The following is a 17,412-nucleotide window of genomic DNA, read 5'->3' as shown; positions in this document are numbered from 1 at the left end:
AAGCGCCACGGCTTGGGCCAGCCCGTCGGCTCTATTCGGCTGCCGCCTTGTGCGGCTCGCCCTGCAACGCTTCTCCGTTCTCGAACAGCGACGGCTGGTCGACGGCCTCGACAGGTGGCTGCTCGTGCCGGCGCTTCGGCCACAGCCCGACAAGCCAGCCCGAAAAATGCTCCATGTAGACATAGATGACCGGCGTGACGAACAGCGTCAGCGCTTGCGAAGCGACGAGGCCGCCGACCACCGCCACGCCGAGCGGCTGGCGCAGTTCGGCGCTGGCGCCGGTGCCGAGCGCGATCGGGATCGTGCCCATCAGTGCCGCCAGCGTCGTCATCATGATCGGCCGAAAGCGCATCAGGCAGGCCTTGTGAATGGACTCGAGCGGCGACATCCCCTCGCGCCTGAGTTCGAGCGCGACGTCGATCATCATGATGCCGTTCTTCTTGACGATGCCGATCAGCATCAGGATACCGATGACCGCGATCACCGACAGATCCATCCCCGCAAGCCGCAGTGCAACAAGCGCGCCGAGCACCGCCGACGGCAGTCCGGTCAGGATGGTGAGCGGATGGATAAAACTCTCGTAGAGGATGCCGAGGACGATATAGATGGTCAGGATCGCGCCGGCGATCAGCAGGCCCTGGTTGGCAAGCGAATCCTGAAAAGTTTTCGCCGTGCCCGAAAAGGTGGTCGAGATCGTCGCCGGCATGCCGATCTTCTCCTTCAGCGCATCGATGCGGCTCACGCTGTCGCCGAGCGCGACGCCCTGCGGCAGGTTGTAGGAAATGGTCACCGCCGGAAGCTGGCCGAGCTGATTGACGGTCAAGGCGCCGGCGGTCCGATCGACGCGGGCAAAGGCGCCGAGCGGCACAAGGCTGCCGCTGGCCGTCCTTACCTTGATCGCCAGCATCCTTTCTGGCGACCACTCGATCCTCGGGTCGAGCTCCATGATCACCTCGTAGCTGTCGGCCGAACCGAAGATGGTCGAGACCTGCTCGGTGCCGAAACCGCCATAGAGGCTGGAGCGCAACGTATCGGTGTCGACGCCGAGCGTCGCCGCCTTGTCGCGGTCGACCACCAGCGACGCCTGCAGGGCGTTGTTCTGCAAGTCATTGGTGACGTCGGTGAAGGCGCTACGGTCGGCGGCCATCGCGTCGGTGAGCTTCTGCGCCCAGTTGTCCGCCGCACCGATGTCGAGGCCCTGCACGACGAGTTGATAGGCGCTGGCCGAAGCGCGCGCGCCGAGCCGCAGGTTCTGCACCGGCTGCATGAAGGTCTCGATGCCGGGGACATTGGCCAGCTGCCGCCGCAGATCCGAGAGCACCTTGTCGATATCGGGGCGCTGGTCCTTGTCCTTCAACTGCACATAGAGCCGGCCCTGGTTGAGTGCGTTGTCGCCGCTGCCCACCGACCACCCGACATGCGAGACATAGGGTGAATGGGTAAAGACATCAGCCACTTGCCCCTGCAGCTTCACCATGGCGTCGAACGAGATGTCCTGGCGCGCGGTGGTCGTCACCGAAATCTGGCCGATATCCTCCTGCGGAAAGAAGCCCTTCGGCGAGGTCTGGATCAGCCAGGCCGACAGTGCGGCCGTGCCAATGAAAACGAGAAGAACCAGGAACCTGTGCCGCAGGCAAACTGTCAGCAGCCAGTCATAACCCCGCATGAAGAAATTGTGCCTGTGACCTTCGCCCTGCGCTGCTTCGCGCTCAGCCTTCGACACCGACAGAAGCCGCGAGCACAGCATCGGCGTCAGCGTCAGCGACACGAACATTGAGGCCAGGATGGCGACCGTCACCACCACCGCGAATTCGTTGAAGATGCGGCCGATCACGCCGCCCATCAAAAGCACGGGGATGAACACAGCGACCAGCGAGATCGAGATCGAGATGATGGTGAAGCCGATTTCACGTGCGCCCTTGAGGGCAGCGTCGAAGGCCGAGAGCCCCTCCTCCTCCATGTGGCGAAAAATGTTCTCCAGCATGACGATCGCGTCGTCGACGACAAGGCCGACCGCCAGCGTCAGCCCCATCAGCGAGATGTTGTCGATGGAAAAGCCGAACAGGAACATGGCGCCGAGCGTGGCGATCAGCGAGATCGGCACCGCCACCGCCGGGATGATCGTCGCCGTTACCCGGCGCAGGAACAGGAAGATCACCATCACCACCAGCGCGATGGTGAGCAGCAGCGTGAACTGCACGTCGTCGACCGCCTCGCGGATCGACGTCGAGCGGTCGTTGAGCAACCGGATGCTGGCCGCCGCCGGCATCTGATCCTGGAAGGACGGCAGCATCGCCTTGACCCGGTCGACAACGTCGACGGTGTTGGCATCGGGCTGACGCTGCACCGCCATGATGATCGCGCGGGTACCGTCGTACCAGCTTGCCGTCGTCGTGGTCTCGACCGAATCGATGACGCGGGTGACCTCGCCGAGCCGCACCGGACGGCCGTTCCTGGTGGCTATGATGATGTTGGAAAATCCCGCCGCGTTGTTCAGTTGGGTATTGGCGGTGATCGTCAGCTGCTGCTTGTCGTTCTGCAGCACGCCGAGCGGCGTGTTGCTGTTGGCCGAGGCGATCGCCGTCTGCAACTGGTCGATCGAGATACCGCGTGCAGCGAGCGCCGTCGGATCGATCTGGACGCGCACCGCGTATTTCTGCTGGCCGAAGATCGAGACCTGCGCCACGCCTTCGATCGTCGACAGCGACGGCGAGATCACATTCTCGGCAAATGCATCGAGATCGGTCAGCGGAACCGTGTCGCTGACCAGCGACATCAGCAGGATCGGCGCATCGGCCGGATTGACCTTGCGGTAGCTCGGCGGGCTGGTCATCTCGGGCGGCAATTGCCGCTGCGTTCGCGCGATCGCCGCCTGCACGTCGGCGGCGGCCGCATCGATATCGCGGTTAAGCACGAACTGGATGGCAATCGAGGTCGAGCCGAGCGCGTTGGTGGTCGAGATCGAATCGATGCCGGCGATGGTGGTGAACTGCTTGATCAGCGGCGTTGCCACCGAGGTCGCCATGGTTTCCGGCGAGGCGCCGGGCAGCGAGGCCGAGACATTGACCACCGGAAACTCGGCGCTCGGCAGAGCGGCCACCGGCAGGAACCTGTAAGCGAACAGCCCGCCCAGCACGAGCGCAAAAGACATGAGCAGGGTGGCGACAGGCCTGCGGATGCAGAATTCGGAGATCATGGCCGCGTCCCGCCCGCCCTGCCAGCCTCGGCAACCCTGGGAGGCGCCCGATCAACGGCATCGCCTTCGCGGACCGGCGCGCCGTCCTTCAGCTTTGCCTGGCCCTCGACGACGACATTTTCGCCGCTTTTCAGCCCCTCACCGATAGCGCTGTTGTCGCCTTCGGTCAGTGCGACCTGCACGGGCCGCACCTCCACCGTGTTGTCGGGCTTGATCACATAGACGAACGGCCCCTTCTGGCTTGGCTGGACCGCAACTGTGGGAACCGAGGTCATTTGCGGCATGATGCCGGCATCGAGCACGACATTGACATATTGGCCCGGCCACAGCGAAAGATCGGGGTTGGGCACGCTGGCCCGCGTTGCGATCGTGCCGGAGGCGGTGTCGACGCTGGAATCGACGAAATCGAGGGTCCCCTTGCCGATCGGGGTCGGGTCACCGTCCCTGGTCAGCGTGACTGCGGCTTGCCTTGGCGCCGCCAGCGCTTTGTGCAAAAGGGCAAGATCGCTTTCCGGAAGATTGAAGTCCACCCGCAACGGGTCCATCTGGGTGATGGTCACCAGCGGGGCCGACGTGCTGCTGCCGCTGTTGGTGGTGACGAGATCGCCGATCGCGACGCTGATCGCACCCAGCCTGCCGGAAATCGGCGCCGTGATCGTGGCAAAGCTGAGTTGGACCTCGTCCGCATCGATCGTTGCTCTGTCGGCATCGACCGTGGCCGCGGCGGACTTCTGCGCGGCGATCGCCTGGTCATAGGTCTGCTGCGTGCCGGCCTGCCTGGCGACAAGAGCCTTGGCCCGCTCAAGATCGGCCGTCGTACTGGCAAGCAGCGCCTGGTCCTTGGCGAGCGTCGCCTGGTCACGGGCCAGTTGCGCCTTCAGCGCGCGGTCGTCCAGCGAGAACAGAAGGTCGCCGGCCTTCACCATCTGCCCGTCCTTGACGGCGATCGATGTGATCTGGCTCGAGATCCGTGCATTCACGCTGACCACGGCAGGGGAGGATACAAAGCCGATGGCGTAGCGCCGGATCGGGAAGTCGGCCGTCGAAGCGGTGGCGGCAACAACGGCGGTAGCACGTGCGGCATTTGCGGCGGCCGCCGGTTTGTCAGGCGCCGCCTGACCCGCTGACAGCATCTGCCGGACCTTGTCCGTTGCCGCGGGCGAAAGATAGAGTCCGGCCGCGACAAGGCAGGCGACCGCCAGCATCGCCAGCACGATCTTTCCACGCATCGTCAAAGACCTTCCATCCGACACGCCGTGGTTCGGTGGTCATGTCTGGGTATAACTCGCAGCCTCGTGCCGCGGTTTCACCAATAGATAGAGGGCGCCGAGGGCAAAAAAGGGCCAAAACCCGGGATTACGAAGATTTAATGTGCAGTGCACAATAAAACGGCAGCTACCGCAGCATCGGCCACAGTGTCGCTGCCAGCAGCACGCCCATGGCGATGTTGAACCATTTCAGCCGCACCGGGTCCGACAGAAAACCGCGCAGCGCCGTGCCGAAACCTGCCCACACCGAAACGCTCGGCAGGTTGACGACGGTGAAGGCTATCGAAACCAGCGCCACCGACAGAAACGGATGCTCCGGAACGGCATAGACGGCCATGGCGGTGATCGCCATCACCCACGCCTTGGGATTGACCCACTGGAACGCTGCCGCATCGATGAAGCGCATCGGTCGCGCCTTGGCCTCGCCCTTGCTGCTGAGCGAACGCGACACGGCGATCTTCCAGGCGAGATAGAGCAGATAGACGCCGCCAGCGATCTTCAATGCAGTGTCGAGAACCGGAAACGCAATCAGCACCGCGCCAAGACCGAAGCCGACGGCAAGCAACAGCACGAGGAAGCCGATGCTGATGCCCAGCATGTGCGGAATGGTTTTGGCAAAACCGAAATTCACGCCGGAAGCCAGAAGCATGAAGTTGTTCGGACCTGGTGTGATCGAAGTCACGAAGGCATAGACCAGCAGGGCAAGGAACGCATCGAGGGTCATTGGCTTCTCCCAAGCAGGTCAGCAATATTGTCCTTTTACCTCAGACGCACAAAGGCCAGTTCACGGCGGCAGCCGGGCCAGAAGGTCAGGATCAAGCCGACAGAATAAATACAGGCGGTGCCAGAGCACTGGACCCAAAGCGCCGGATGATCACATCCCTTGCGGGCCGCGATTCATCGCCGCCACGCCGGTGCGGCAGATCTCGACCAGGCCGAGCGGCTTCATGATGGCGATGAACTGGTCGATCTTGGAGCCCTTGCCGGTGATCTCGAAAATGAAATGCTCGGTGTTGGCGTCGATGACGCTGGCGCGGAAGGCATCGGCCAGCCTCAGCGCCTCGACGCGGCCCTCGCCGGTGCCGGCCACTTTCACCAGCGCGAGTTCCCGCTCCAGCGGCCGTTCCTGGCCGAGCTCGTGCGAGCGCACGGTGAGGTCGACGACACGGTGCACCGGCACGATGCGCTCGAGTTGGTGCTTGATCTGCTCCAGCACATGCGGCGTGCCGCGCGTCACGATGGTGATGCGTGACAGATGCTTCTCGTGCTCGGTTTCGGAAACGGTCAGGCTCTCGATATTGTAGCCGCGTCCGGAAAACAGGCCGATGACCCGGGCAAGCACGCCCGGCTCATTGTCGACCAGCACGGAAAGCGTGTGGATTTCCGGTCTTTCCGTCTCCTTGGCGATGAAGTAGGCGGAACCGGTGGGTTGAAGGTGCTGTGCGTTCATGACATGAATCTCGTTTTCAAACTTTGAGCTGTTTTTCTGTTTCCGCACGGCTTCTTCCGACAGCCCTGCCTCGGCTCGGGCGTTAGGGGTTACACCAGTTCCCTGCCCTTGGCGTCGATGGCGTTGGCCACCGCCTCGTCGGTTGCATCGTCCGGCAGCAGCATCTCGTTATGCGCCTTGCCCGACGGGATCATCGGGAAGCAGTTGGCAAGCGTGGCGACCCGGCAGTCGAAGATCACCGGCTTCTTTACCGAGATCATCTCCTTGATGGCGTCGTCCAGTTCGTCCGGCTTCTCGCAGCGGATGCCATGGCCGCCATAGGCTTCGGCGAGCTTGACGAAATCCGGCATCGCTTCGGTGTAGGAATGCGACAGCCGGTTGCCGTGCAGAAGCTGCTGCCACTGCCGCACCATGCCCATATACTGATTGTTGAGGATGAAGATCTTGATCGGCGCCTCGTGCTGCACCGCGGCACTCATCTCCTGCATCGTCATCTGCACCGAGGCGTCGCCGGCAATGTCGACGACCAGCGCATCCGGGTGCGCAATCTGCACGCCGAGCGCCGCCGGCAGGCCGTAGCCCATCGTGCCGAGCCCGCCGGACGTCATCCAACGGTTCGGCTTCTCGAAATGATAGTGCTGCGCCGCCCACATCTGGTGCTGGCCGACCTCGGTGGTGATGTAGGTGTCCATGTCCTTGGTCAGCGCGTAGAGCCGCTGGACGGCGTATTGCGGCATGATCACGTCGTGGTTCATCTTGTAGGCGAGAGAATCCCGCGCGCGCCATTTCGCGATCTGCTCCCACCACGGGTGGAGCGCCTTCTTGTCGGCTTTGGCGGTCGCCCGCCACAGCCGCACCAGATCCTCCAGCACCCGGCCGACATCGCCGATGATGGGCACATCGGTGTGGACGTTCTTGTTGATCGACGACGGATCGATGTCGATGTGGATCTTCTTCGAGTTCGGCGAGAACGCGTTGAGCCGGCCGGTGATACGGTCGTCGAAGCGCGCGCCGATGCAGACCATGACGTCGCAATCATGCATCGCCATGTTGGCTTCGTAAGTGCCGTGCATGCCGAGCATGCCCATCCAGTTCTTGCCCGATGCCGGATAGGCGCCAAGCCCCATCAGCGTCGAGGTGATCGGGAACCCGGTCAGGTCGACCAGTTCGCGCAGCAAATGGCTGGCTTCCGGGCCGGAATTGATGACACCGCCGCCGGTATAGAGGATCGGCCTTTTCGCGTTGGCCATCAGCTCGACCGCCGCCTTGATCTTGTCCAGGTCGCCCTGGACCTTGGGCTGATAGCTGGTGCGCGGCGCCGTCTGCGGCGGCACATAGATGCCCTTGGCGAACTGCACGTCCTTCGGGATGTCGACGACGACGGGACCGGGACGTCCTGTCGTTGCGACATGGAAGGCCTCGTGGATGATTGCCGCGAGCTCGTTGACGTCCTTCACCAGCCAATTGTGCTTGGTGCAAGGTCGCGTGATGCCGATCGTGTCGCACTCCTGGAAGGCATCCGAGCCAATCAGCGAGGTCGGCACTTGGCCGGTCAGGCAGACCACCGGGATCGAATCCATCAGCGCATCCTGCAGCGGCGTCACGGCGTTGGTGGCGCCCGGGCCGGAGGTCACCAGCATGACGCCGGCCTTGCCGGTCGAGCGCGCATAGCCCTCCGCCGCATGACCCGCTCCCTGCTCGTGACGGACGAGGATGTGCTCAACATCGTCTTGTTGAAAGATTTCGTCATAGATCGGGAGAACCGCGCCGCCCGGATAGCCGAAAACATGCTTGACGCCATTGTCCTTCAGCGCCTGCACCACCATTTCGGCGCCGGTCATTTCGCGCCGCTCGTTCTGTCCACTGCTCATCGGTCTGGTCCCGTATTGTCCGCCATCGGGCGATTGCTGGTCGTTTAGTCGTCTTTCGGGCAATAAAAAAGGCCCCCGAGGGAGCCTGTGTCTGCGCATGGGAGGTTTTCGCCCGGCGGTTACACCGCCTTGCCCACGCGCTTTCCTACTACGAGAATGAGTGCCGTTTTCATGGTGGCGGACAATAGAATTGGTTTTGCGCCGCTGTCAACGGCGAATATGAAAGACGCCGGACGGCTTCGAACCCGGCCATATCAGACGCGCCGGTTGTCCATCATCGCATCGAGCCAGCTATGTTCGCACTGGACACCTGCTCCGGTAAGTTCGCCGGCAGTAGAAAGGTCCGCGATCATCCCGATAAGTCATTGAAACCACGCCAAACTATTTGATGACGTGACGCGGCGCACAGTTTGCCGCGATACTCCGGTCGACCGGCCTGGGAGGGTCCGGCACGCCGCGATGACGACCAGCACTTCACGGGAGGAATTTGATGCTCGACAAGGCCCCAGCCAAGAAACTATCCGACGTGCTCGACCAATTCAGCGCAGCGCTCGCCGCCGGCGACATCGACGGAGCGGTCGGGTGCTTTCAGGAAGACTGCTACTGGCGCGACCTGGTGACCTTCACCTGGAACATCAAGACCATGGAAGGTCGCGACCAGGTCCGCGATATGCTGATGAGCCAGTTGGCGACGATAAAGCCATCGAACTGGGCGCTTGCGAAAGGCGAAGACGCCACGGAGAGCGATGGGCTGCTCGAAGGCTGGATCAGTTTCGAAACGGAGGTTGCGCGCGGCTTCGGCCATATCAGGCTGAGGAACGGCAAGATCTGGACGCTGCTCACCACCATGGTCGAGCTGAAGGACCATGAGGAACCCGCCGGCTTCGCCCGGCCGATGGGTGCCAAGCACGGTCACGGCAAAAACCGGCCAACCTGGAAGGAGGAGCGCGAGAAGGAAGCCGCCGAACTCGGCTTTGTCAATCAGCCCAACACGCTGATCATCGGCGGCGGCCAGGGCGGCATCGCGCTCGGTGCCCGGTTGAGGCAGCTCGGCGTACCGACCATCATCGTCGAGAAGAACGAGCGTGCCGGCGATTCATGGCGCAAGCGTTACAAGTCGCTCTGCCTGCACGATCCGGTCTGGTACGACCATCTGCCCTATATCGACTTTCCTCGGAACTGGCCGGTCTTCTCGCCCAAGGACAAGATCGGCGACTGGCTGGAAATGTACACCAACGTCATGGAGCTGAACTATTGGTCCTCCACGCCGGCCAAGAGCGCCACCTATGACGATCAGAAGAAGGAATGGACGGTCGTCGTCCATCGCGACGGCAAGGACATCACGCTGAAGCCGAAGCAGTTGGTGCTGGCCACCGGCATGTCGGGCCGACCCAACATCCCGCAGTTCAAAGGCATGGAGAAATTCAAGGGCGATCAGCACCATTCCTCGAAACATCCCGGTCCAGACAGCTACGCTGGCAAGAAAGTCGTCGTCATCGGGTCGAACAATTCCGCGCATGATATCTGCGCCGCACTTTGGGAAGCCGGCGTCGACGTCACCATGGTGCAGCGATCGACCACGCACATCGTCAGATCCGACACGCTGATGGATATCGGGCTCGGAGCCCTCTATTCGGAGCAGGCCGTGCAAAACGGCATGACCACGGCCAAGGCCGATCTCATCTTTGCCTCGCTGCCCTACAAGATCCTGCACGAATTCCAGATCCCGCTCTACGAGAAGATGAAGGAGCGTGATGCCGCCTTCTACGAGGGCCTGGAAAGAGCTGGCTTCATGCTCGACTGGGGCGACGACGGTTCGGGCCTGTTCATGAAATATCTCAGGCGCGGTTCCGGCTACTATATCGATATCGGCGCCTCCCAGCTGATCATCGACGGCGCCATCAAGCTGAAGAGCGGCGTCGACGTGACCGAGATCAAGCAACATTCGGTCCTGCTCAGCGACGGCACCGAGCTGCCGGCCGATGTCGTCGTCTATGCCACCGGCTACGGTTCGATGAACGGCTGGGCGGCGGAGCTGATCTCGAAAGAGGTCGCCGACAAAGTCGGGAAATGCTGGGGGCTCGGCTCGAACACCACCAAGGATCCCGGTCCCTGGGAGGGCGAGCAGCGCAACATGTGGAAGCCGACGCAACAGGAAGCGCTCTGGTTCCACGGCGGCAATCTGCACCAGTCACGCCACTATTCGCAGTTCCTGTCGCTGCAGTTGAAAGCGCGGCACGAGGGCATCGCGACGCCGGTCTACGGGCTGCAGCAGGTCCATCACACAGGATAGACGATCGAGGCTGTCGCCGGGACTCGCCGCCGGTCGGTTCAATTTTCGCGACCGGCTTAATCGTCCCTACACCATCCGACCTCACCGCCCCTTAACCGCGTCGGCGTAAGGTCGATCGCCTTGGGGAAGATGGAAAAGGGAAATGGGGAACAGCCTGTCCATGTTCGTCGACCGCGACGCCTCCGTTGGAGAGCCGGCATTGCAGGAGCGCCGCAAGGCGGAGCAGAGCGACAAGCGCGTTCTGGGCAATGTCGTCCAGTGCGACGGCGCGCGCGCCACCATCAGCGCCCATGCCGCCGATATCCTAGGCACGGTCACCGGCCATTGGAGCGTCGGCAAGATGATCTCCATCAACCTTGGCAACACGCGAACCGTCGGGCTGGTCTACGCGGTCGGCAAGTCGGATCGCGCCTGGCACGATGAGGGCCAGAACCCGATCGAGGTCAGTATCGAGCTCATCGGCGAGGTGCGCGACGGCGCCGAGCCCGGCGCCAAACCGGTTTTCGACCGCGGTATCACCACCTATCCGCATATCGGCGCCATTGCCCACCGCATCCGCAGCCGCGACCTGCAGGCGGTCTATGACCTGGCCGGCCGTCACTCGATCACCATCGGCACGCTGTCACAGGATGAGGAGATCGACGCCAACATCGCTATCGACGACACGCTGGCGCGCCATTTCGCCATTGTCGGCACCACCGGCGTCGGCAAATCCACCGCCGTCTCGCTGCTCTTGCGCAAGTCGATCGCCGCTCGACCCGACCTGCGCGTTCTCATCCTCGATCCGCACAACGAATTCGCCGCGTCTTTGCCAGAGCACTGCGTCAGGGTCGATTCGGCGACGCTGGACCTGCCCTTCTGGATGTTCAAGCTCGAGGAGTTTGCCGAAGTGCTGTTCCGCGGTCGAGAGATCGTGCCGGAAGAGGTGGACGCCTTGCGCGATCTTATTCCCGCGGCCAAAAACCTTTATCGCAACCCGAATTCGGGCACGTATCTCAGGCGCGGCAGCGATGCGCTGACCGCGGACACGCCGGTGCCCTATCGCATTGTCGATCTCATCAAGCAGATCGACGAGCGCATGGGACTGCTGGAAAGCAAGAACGACCGCCCCACCCTCAAATCGCTGAAGACGCGCATCGAATCGGCAGCCTCCGATCCGCGCTACCGCTTCATGTTCAACTCGCGGCTGATCGAGGACACCATCCACGAGACGATCGGCAACATCTTCCGCGTGCCGCATCACGGCCGCCCGGTGACCTGCTTCGAGATGGCAGGCATGCCTTCGGAAGTGGTCAATTCCGTCTGCTCGGTGCTGGCGCGTCTGGCCTTCGACCTGGCGCTGTGGAGCGAAGGCCGGCTGCGGCTGCTCTTGCTGTGCGAGGAAGCGCACCGCTACATGCCGGCCGATCCGCGCCTTGGTTTCGCGCCGACCCGGCACGCGCTGTCGCGCATCGCCAAGGAAGGCCGCAAATATGGTTGCTATCTCGGCATCGTCACCCAGCGCCCGGGCGAACTCGACCCCACCATCCTGTCGCAGTGCTCGACCTTTTTTGCGATGCGGCTCGCCAACGAGCAGGACCAGGCGATCATCCGCTCGGCGATCGCCGATTCCTCGGCCTCGACATTGGCATTCCTGTCTTCGATGGGCCAGCGCGAAGCCATCGCCTTTGGCGAAGGCGTGGCAACGACCATGCGAATGAAATTCGAAAAACTGTCCGATGGCCTGATCCCGGGCACAGCCAAGCGCGAGGAAGCCTTGCCGTCCGAGCTTGGCCATGATGTCGATCTGGTGGCGATCGTCGAAAGGCTTCGCAACGTTCCAAAACCGCAGCAGGCGATGGCCTTCGCCGAAGTCGTCGATTCGAGCCGGCAGGCCGGCGATCCCGACTACCGCAAGCCGCCCGCCCCGACGGTCGCACGCGCCCAGCCGGACGACGATTTCGACATGCGTTATGGCCTGAAACCCGCAACCTTCGGCCTGCGCTCGCAGAACGATTGAGCCGGGCGGCTTTAGCCTGTGAGGCTAAGGCGCTTCCAAAGTTAAAACTATGTCACCCTAGGAAACCAGCGCAAATCCCGGAAGGGAATTCATCAGGCCGGATCGAATGACGTGGCTTTCGAGAACCCGGCGCGGAGTGGACATTTGAGTCCATGAGCACCGAAAGTCGAGAAAGCTGCGTCAGTCGGCCGGCCTCATGAATTCTTCTCCGGGATTTCAGGCGCAGACGCGGTTGCGGCCTTGCCTCTTGGCCTCGTAGAGCTGGCGGTCGGCGCGGCGATAGAACTCTTCGGCGGTTTCCTTGCGATCCCAGATCGCAAGGCCGACGCTGGTGGTGATCTTCAGCCGGACATTGCCCGACAGTATCGACATGTTGGCGATCGCCTTGCGGATGCGCTCGGCGAACCTGGACAGAAGTTCGGCGTCCATGTTGGGCGTGACCACCGCGAACTCCTCGCCACCCAGGCGCGCTGCCACGTCGTGATAACGCGTCATGTCCTTGAGACAACTGGCGACCGCCCGCAACACCTGGTCACCGACATCATGGCCGTGGGTGTCGTTGACCTGCTTGAAATGGTCGAGATCAAGGATCATCAGCCCGACCGGCTTGTCGATGCGACGGAATTCCTCGAGATATTCCTTCAGTGCATCGTCGAAATAACGCCGGTTCTGCATGCCGGTCAGGCCGTCGGTCAGCGCCGCATGCTCCAGCGTTTCCGAACGGGCGCTGAGCGAAACCGTCATGGCGCGCAGCTTGCCTTCTTCCGTCGCCTGCTTGCGGATCAGCGGGTAGATGAAGAAAATTCCGAAGAACAGGGCAGTCGCCAAAAGGACGCCGGTCCCAAACAACAGCTTGTTGAGATAAGTGGTCTTCTCAATCCCGGCAGGGGTAGTGATCTCCGCCGCGAGCGCCTGCAGAAGCCCATAGGCGTGAAGCGTCACCAGGCCGGCGGCCAGGATCACGAAGATGAAGACGAAAAAGGCTGATTCCGCCTTGTGAAAACGCATCTGCTCCCCGTTGCAAAACCCCAAAGACGTTATGGCATCGACGGCCTTACGGAGGGTTAACTAGGACAACTTCAACGGGAGGTCTTCCCCTAAAGTCAACTTTTCAGGTTGCACTCGAAAAGGCGTCCAAGATCGTGGATACCACACGATCACCAAGGCGCAATCTCAGCCATTCCGGACCCAACTGATGCCTGAACCAGGTCGTCTGGCGCTTGGCATACTGTCGCGTCGCGATCTTCGCGCGCTCGATCGCTTCGGGAAAACTCAGCTCGCCGGCCATTGCGACCTGGAGTTCGCGAACGCCGATGGCTTTCATCGCCGGCAAGTCGGGATCGAGGCCAAGGTCGGTGATCTGCCTGACCTCGTCGAGGGCGCCCTTCTCCAGCATGCGATCGAACCGCGCCTCGATCCGCTCCACCAGCTCCGCTCGGTCCGGCTCGATCACAAAGAAGCGCGTGCTGGCTCTGTCGATCAGTGGACGGCCGCGCGCCGCCTGCCATTCCAGGATGGAACGGCCCGATGCATCGAGCACCTCCAGCGCCCGCACGATGCGCTGGCCGTCGGTCGGCTTCAGCATCATGCCGGCCGCGGAATCCTCGCGCAGCAGGATGCGGTGCAGCTTGGCTGCGCCCTGCTCCTGGAGCTCGTAGCGCCAGCGATCACGGATCGGCTGCGGAATGTCAGGCATTTCCGAAATGCCTTCCGCAAGCGCGCGGAAGTAGAGCCCGGTACCGCCGACGAAAATCACCGGCCGTTCGAAGAACGTGCCGACCGGCCGTTCGAAGAGCGTACCGTCGTCGATGAGCTTCATCACGTCGCGCAGCCAGGCGCCGGTGGAATAGGCGGTGGAGGGATGGACATGCCCGTAAAGGAAATGCGGGACGCGAGCGAGTTCGGCAGCAGTCGGCCGCGCCGTCAGCACGTCGAGCACCGAATAGACCTGCATCGAATCGGTGTTGACGATGACGCCGCCGTTGCGCCCGGCGAGGGCGAGCGCAAGGGCGGACTTGCCGCTGGCGGTCGGCCCGGCTATCAGGATCGCGTTCTTAACGCGGCCCTCGCCCGCCTGCCCGTCGGAATTTTCGATGCCGCTGATCGCCACGCTTGTATCCCATCCCGCCGGTCGCGCATTGTCGCCGGCGCTTGCGAATATGGCGTCGCGGTCGGTCGGCGCAAGCACTGTTCGCTGGCTGGCCGAAGGCATCGCCTGTGAATTCGCCCTGCCCGAGACGGCCGAAGCCGCTGAAACGACCGCCAGCCTGCGCGCCGTGCTTGCATCCGAACCGGTTGACGTGATCGTTCAGCGGCCCGAGGCAAGGCGGAAGAAAATCCTTATCGCCGATATGGATTCGACCGTTATCGACCAGGAGTGCATCGACGAACTCGCCGACGAGATCGGCGTCAAGGATTACGTCGCCGCCATCACGGCGCGATCGATGAATGGCGAGATCGCTTTCGAGCCGGCCTTGCGCGAGCGGGTGGCGCTGCTGAAAGGCCTCGACACTGCCGTGGTCGACCGCATCATCGCCAATCGCCTGACGCTGGCTTCCGGTGGCCGCGCGCTTGTCCAGACCATGCGGGCCAACGGCGCTTGGACTGCACTCGTGTCGGGTGGCTTCAACGTCTTCACCGCACGCATCGGCGCCATGCTCGGCTTTCAGGAGAATCGCGCCAACCGCCTGATCGAGCAGGATGGCCGCTTCACCGGGCTGGTCGCCGAGCCGATCCTGGGGCGCGCCGCCAAAGCCGATGCGCTGCTCGAGATTTCGGCGCGCCTCGGGCTGACGACCGCCGACGCCATTGCTGTCGGCGATGGCGCCAACGACCTCGACATGATCCGCCTTGCCGGCACCGGTGTGGCGCTTCATGCCAAGCAGGTCGTGGCGGCGGAGGCAAAATTCCGCGTCGACCATGGCGACCTGACGGCGCTTCTCTATCTGCAGGGCTACCGGCGGGAGGAGTTTGTGGAGTGACGCCAATCCGCACCGAGCACCTGATCCTGCGCAACTGGGAGGATCGCGACCGCGACCTCTTCCACCGCATCAACTCCGACGAGCGCGTCATGGAGTTCTTTCCGTTTCGCCGCGACCGCGCGCAGGCCGACGCCAAGATGGACGAGTTCCGCGCCTGGATTGCCGAGGATGGCTACGGTTTCGCTGCCGCCGAGATAATTGAAACGCGCCAATGCATCGGCTTCGTCGGCCTCCTCGACACCGATCATTTGCCGTTCCTGCCGGCCGGCACCGTCGAGATCGGCTGGCGGCTGGCGCCCGAATTCTGGGGCCATGGCTATGTCACCGAGGCAGCCGAAGCATGGCTCGCCTATGGCTTCGAAACGCTTGGCCTCGAGAAAATCGTATCCTTCGCCGTGAAGGACAACAGCCGGTCCACCGCCGTCATGGAACGCCTGGGCATGACCGCCGACCCGACCAGCGATTTCGACCACCCCGGCATTCCGGACAGCCACGCCAGGCTCAAGCGGCATGTGTTCTACAGGCTGACAGCCAAGGATTGGCAGAAAAACCGACGCTGATCAGTGCCGGCCCTGATCAGCGCCGACCCTGATCACCGCTTGTCAAACGGAAGCTCGTCGCCGGGCTGCGGCGGTTTTGCGTCGACCCGATCGAGCACTTTCGCGAAATCGTCGCCCGATGCATCACCAGCCCGTCGGCGCAGGAAATCGGCCGCTGTCTCGACGGCTCCAACCTTTTGCGACACGGCCGACGCGATCCACTGGTTCAGCGACACACCATCAGCACGCGCCTCCGGGACTCAGTCCATCCGGATCGTCACAAACCGCAATTCGCCGCTCTTCGACGCCAGCATCAGCAGCGCATTCTTGCGTCCCTGCTCCTTCAGCGCAGCAATCCGGTCCATGACATCCTTGGGCGTGGCGACCGATTCCTGCGCGATCTCAGTGATCACCTCGCCGGCCTGGATGCCGCGTTCGGCAGCGGCCGAATCCTTGGCGACGTCGGTGATGACGACGCCGGAGACTTCGGCAGCAATGCCGAATTTCGTCCGCGTCTCGTCGTTGAGGTCGCCAACGGTCATGCCGAGCACGGACGCCGTCGGGACGGCAGGCGCCTCGTCGCCAGTGTCCTTGTCGGTATTGCCGTTCTCGCCGCTGGCAAGCTTTTCGCCATCTTCGAGCCGGCCAAGCGTCACCTTCACGGTCTGCTCGACGCCCTTGCGCACGATGACCACGTCGACAGCCTTGCCGACCGTGCTCTCCGCGACGACGCGCGGCAGGTCGCGCATTTCATTGACGTCCCTGCCGTCGAACTTGATGATGACGTCGCCCGCCAGGATGGTGCCGTTGTCGACAGGCCCGCCCTTGATGACGCCGGCGACCAGTGCGCCCTTGGCGGTCGCCATGCCGAGGCTCTCGGCAATGTCGTCCGTCACCGGCTGGATGCGCACACCGAGCCAGCCGCGCCGCGTCTCGCCGAACTGGCGGAGCTGGTCGACGACGCCCAACGCCAGCTGCGAGGGAATGGAAAAGCCGATGCCGATCGAGCCGCCGGACGGCGAGATGATCGCCGTGTTGATGCCGATCACCTCGCCGGCGCTGTTGAACAGCGGCCCGCCGGAATTGCCGCGGTTGATCGCGGCATCGGTCTGGATGAAATCGTCATAGGGGCCGGAATTGATGTCGCGGTTGCGGGCCGAGACGATGCCGACCGTCACGGTGCCGCCGAGGCCGAACGGATTGCCGATCGCCATCACCCAGTCACCGACGCGCATCTTGCTGGAATCGCCGAATTTCACCGCCGTCAGCTTGTGCCCTTTCGGATCGACCTTCAGCACCGCCACGTCGGTCTTGGTGTCGGTACCGACCAGCGTCGCCTTCAGCGTCACGCCGTCGGAGAAATTCACCTCGATGTCGTCGGCATCGGCGATCACGTGGTTATTCGTCACCACGATGCCTTGCTCGGCGTCGACCACGAAGCCTGAGCCCAGCGACTGCACCTTTTGCGAGGGATTGCCCTGTTCGCCGGGACGGTTCTTGAAGAAATCGTCGAAGAAGTCCTGGAAGGGCGAGCCCTCTGGAAGCTGCGGCATCGGCACCGCGCCCGGGCCCTCCGTGCCCTTCACCCTCTGCGAGGTCGATATATTGACCACGGCGCCGAGCAGGCCCTGCGCCAGATCGGCGACCGAAGCCGGGCCGTCGTCGGCGGCCGCGGGCATCACCAGCGACGGGACGGTAGCGGCGCCGATAAGAAGTGCTGCAGCACCCGCGGTCAACGTCCGCCTCGCCGCGCGCAAAAAGCTGTTGGATGTCATCGAGAAGTCTCCCGGTGTCTCTGAGAAGAAAGGCGCTCGC

The 17,412-nt window shown here is 63.0% G+C and carries 13 protein-coding genes; 4 read left to right on the top strand and 9 right to left on the bottom strand.

The window, feature by feature from the left end; all coding sequences use genetic code 11:
* Positions 1-31: 31 nt before the first annotated feature.
* The 5 genes from AC0L17_RS18625 to AC0L17_RS18605 all read right to left on the bottom strand — a co-directional run bounded on the left by AC0L17_RS18625 (position 32) and on the right by AC0L17_RS18605 (position 7,785).
* Positions 32-3,196 (bottom strand): efflux RND transporter permease subunit, encoded by a 3,165-nt coding sequence (locus AC0L17_RS18625; protein WP_473516905.1) that lies wholly within the window; start codon positions 3,194-3,196, stop codon positions 32-34.
* Positions 3,193-4,425 carry an efflux RND transporter periplasmic adaptor subunit gene (locus AC0L17_RS18620; RefSeq protein ID WP_473516904.1) on the bottom strand — a complete coding sequence of 411 codons (1,233 nt, stop codon included), beginning with the start codon at positions 4,423-4,425 and terminating at the stop codon, positions 3,193-3,195. The genes AC0L17_RS18625 and AC0L17_RS18620 overlap by 4 nt, the downstream gene beginning before the upstream one ends.
* Positions 4,426-4,591: 166 nt before the next feature.
* Positions 4,592-5,188: a LysE family translocator gene (locus tag AC0L17_RS18615; RefSeq protein ID WP_473516903.1), complete on the bottom strand. Its 597-nt coding sequence runs from the start codon at positions 5,186-5,188 to the stop codon at positions 4,592-4,594.
* Between the two features lie 150 nt (positions 5,189-5,338).
* Positions 5,339-5,914, bottom strand: coding sequence for an acetolactate synthase small subunit (gene ilvN / locus AC0L17_RS18610; RefSeq protein ID WP_091594244.1), 576 nt, complete (start codon positions 5,912-5,914; stop codon positions 5,339-5,341).
* A gap of 89 nt (positions 5,915-6,003) precedes the next feature.
* Positions 6,004-7,785 carry an acetolactate synthase 3 large subunit gene (locus tag AC0L17_RS18605; protein ID WP_473516902.1) on the bottom strand — a complete coding sequence of 594 codons (1,782 nt, stop codon included), beginning with the start codon at positions 7,783-7,785 and terminating at the stop codon, positions 6,004-6,006.
* A gap of 490 nt (positions 7,786-8,275) precedes the next feature.
* Between AC0L17_RS18605 and AC0L17_RS18600 the strand changes: the two genes are divergently transcribed.
* Positions 8,276-10,078, top strand: a complete 1,803-nt coding sequence (locus AC0L17_RS18600; RefSeq protein WP_473516901.1) for an NAD(P)-binding domain-containing protein — start codon at positions 8,276-8,278, stop codon at positions 10,076-10,078.
* Positions 10,079-10,238: 160 nt separating this feature from the next.
* Positions 10,239-12,077, top strand: coding sequence for an ATP-binding protein (locus AC0L17_RS18595; RefSeq protein WP_473516928.1), 1,839 nt, complete (start codon positions 10,239-10,241; stop codon positions 12,075-12,077).
* Positions 12,078-12,293: 216 nt separating this feature from the next.
* Here AC0L17_RS18595 and AC0L17_RS18590 read toward each other — a convergent pair whose 3' ends face one another.
* Positions 12,294-13,085, bottom strand: coding sequence for a GGDEF domain-containing protein (locus AC0L17_RS18590; protein ID WP_473516900.1), 792 nt, complete (start codon positions 13,083-13,085; stop codon positions 12,294-12,296).
* A 103-nt stretch (positions 13,086-13,188) separates the two neighbouring features.
* Positions 13,189-14,181 (bottom strand): tRNA (adenosine(37)-N6)-dimethylallyltransferase MiaA, encoded by a 993-nt coding sequence (miaA, locus tag AC0L17_RS18585; RefSeq protein WP_473516927.1) that lies wholly within the window; start codon positions 14,179-14,181, stop codon positions 13,189-13,191.
* Between miaA and serB the strand changes: the two genes are divergently transcribed.
* Together serB and AC0L17_RS18575 are read left to right on the top strand one after the other, a co-directional pair.
* Positions 14,171-15,058 carry a phosphoserine phosphatase SerB gene (gene serB / locus AC0L17_RS18580; protein WP_473516899.1) on the top strand — a complete coding sequence of 296 codons (888 nt, stop codon included), beginning with the start codon at positions 14,171-14,173 and terminating at the stop codon, positions 15,056-15,058. The two genes, miaA and serB, sit on opposite strands and share 11 nt — an antisense overlap.
* Positions 15,055-15,618 carry a GNAT family N-acetyltransferase gene (locus AC0L17_RS18575; protein WP_473516898.1) on the top strand — a complete coding sequence of 188 codons (564 nt, stop codon included), beginning with the start codon at positions 15,055-15,057 and terminating at the stop codon, positions 15,616-15,618. Before serB ends, AC0L17_RS18575 begins: the two co-directional genes overlap by 4 nt.
* A gap of 32 nt (positions 15,619-15,650) precedes the next feature.
* Here AC0L17_RS18575 and AC0L17_RS18570 read toward each other — a convergent pair whose 3' ends face one another.
* Both AC0L17_RS18570 and AC0L17_RS18565 read right to left on the bottom strand, forming a co-directional pair.
* Positions 15,651-15,803: a hypothetical protein gene (locus AC0L17_RS18570; protein ID WP_473516897.1), complete on the bottom strand. Its 153-nt coding sequence runs from the start codon at positions 15,801-15,803 to the stop codon at positions 15,651-15,653.
* 54 nt (positions 15,804-15,857) lie between these two features.
* Positions 15,858-17,372 carry a DegQ family serine endoprotease gene (locus AC0L17_RS18565; protein WP_473516896.1) on the bottom strand — a complete coding sequence of 505 codons (1,515 nt, stop codon included), beginning with the start codon at positions 17,370-17,372 and terminating at the stop codon, positions 15,858-15,860.
* Positions 17,373-17,412 lie beyond the last annotated feature (40 nt).

The organism is Mesorhizobium sp. WSM4829 (assembly GCF_055811475.1).
The sequence above is the reverse complement of the archived record's forward strand: the minus strand, read 5'-3'. Positions and strand labels throughout refer to the sequence as shown.

Coding starts and splice junctions, on each gene's coding strand:
- AC0L17_RS18605 (WP_473516902.1), bottom strand. CDS start 7,785: ATGAGCAGTGGACAGAACGAGCGGCGCGAAATGACCGGCGCCGAAATG.
- AC0L17_RS18615 (WP_473516903.1), bottom strand. CDS start 5,188: ATGACCCTCGATGCGTTCCTTGCCCTGCTGGTCTATGCCTTCGTGACT.
- AC0L17_RS18590 (WP_473516900.1), bottom strand. CDS start 13,085: ATGCGTTTTCACAAGGCGGAATCAGCCTTTTTCGTCTTCATCTTCGTG.
- AC0L17_RS18620 (WP_473516904.1), bottom strand. CDS start 4,425: ATGCGTGGAAAGATCGTGCTGGCGATGCTGGCGGTCGCCTGCCTTGTC.
- AC0L17_RS18625 (WP_473516905.1), bottom strand. CDS start 3,196: ATGATCTCCGAATTCTGCATCCGCAGGCCTGTCGCCACCCTGCTCATG.
- serB (WP_473516899.1), top strand. CDS start 14,171: ATGCCGCTGATCGCCACGCTTGTATCCCATCCCGCCGGTCGCGCATTG.
- AC0L17_RS18595 (WP_473516928.1), top strand. CDS start 10,239: ATGTTCGTCGACCGCGACGCCTCCGTTGGAGAGCCGGCATTGCAGGAG.
- AC0L17_RS18565 (WP_473516896.1), bottom strand. CDS start 17,372: ATGACATCCAACAGCTTTTTGCGCGCGGCGAGGCGGACGTTGACCGCG.
- ilvN (WP_091594244.1), bottom strand. CDS start 5,914: ATGAACGCACAGCACCTTCAACCCACCGGTTCCGCCTACTTCATCGCC.
- AC0L17_RS18600 (WP_473516901.1), top strand. CDS start 8,276: ATGCTCGACAAGGCCCCAGCCAAGAAACTATCCGACGTGCTCGACCAA.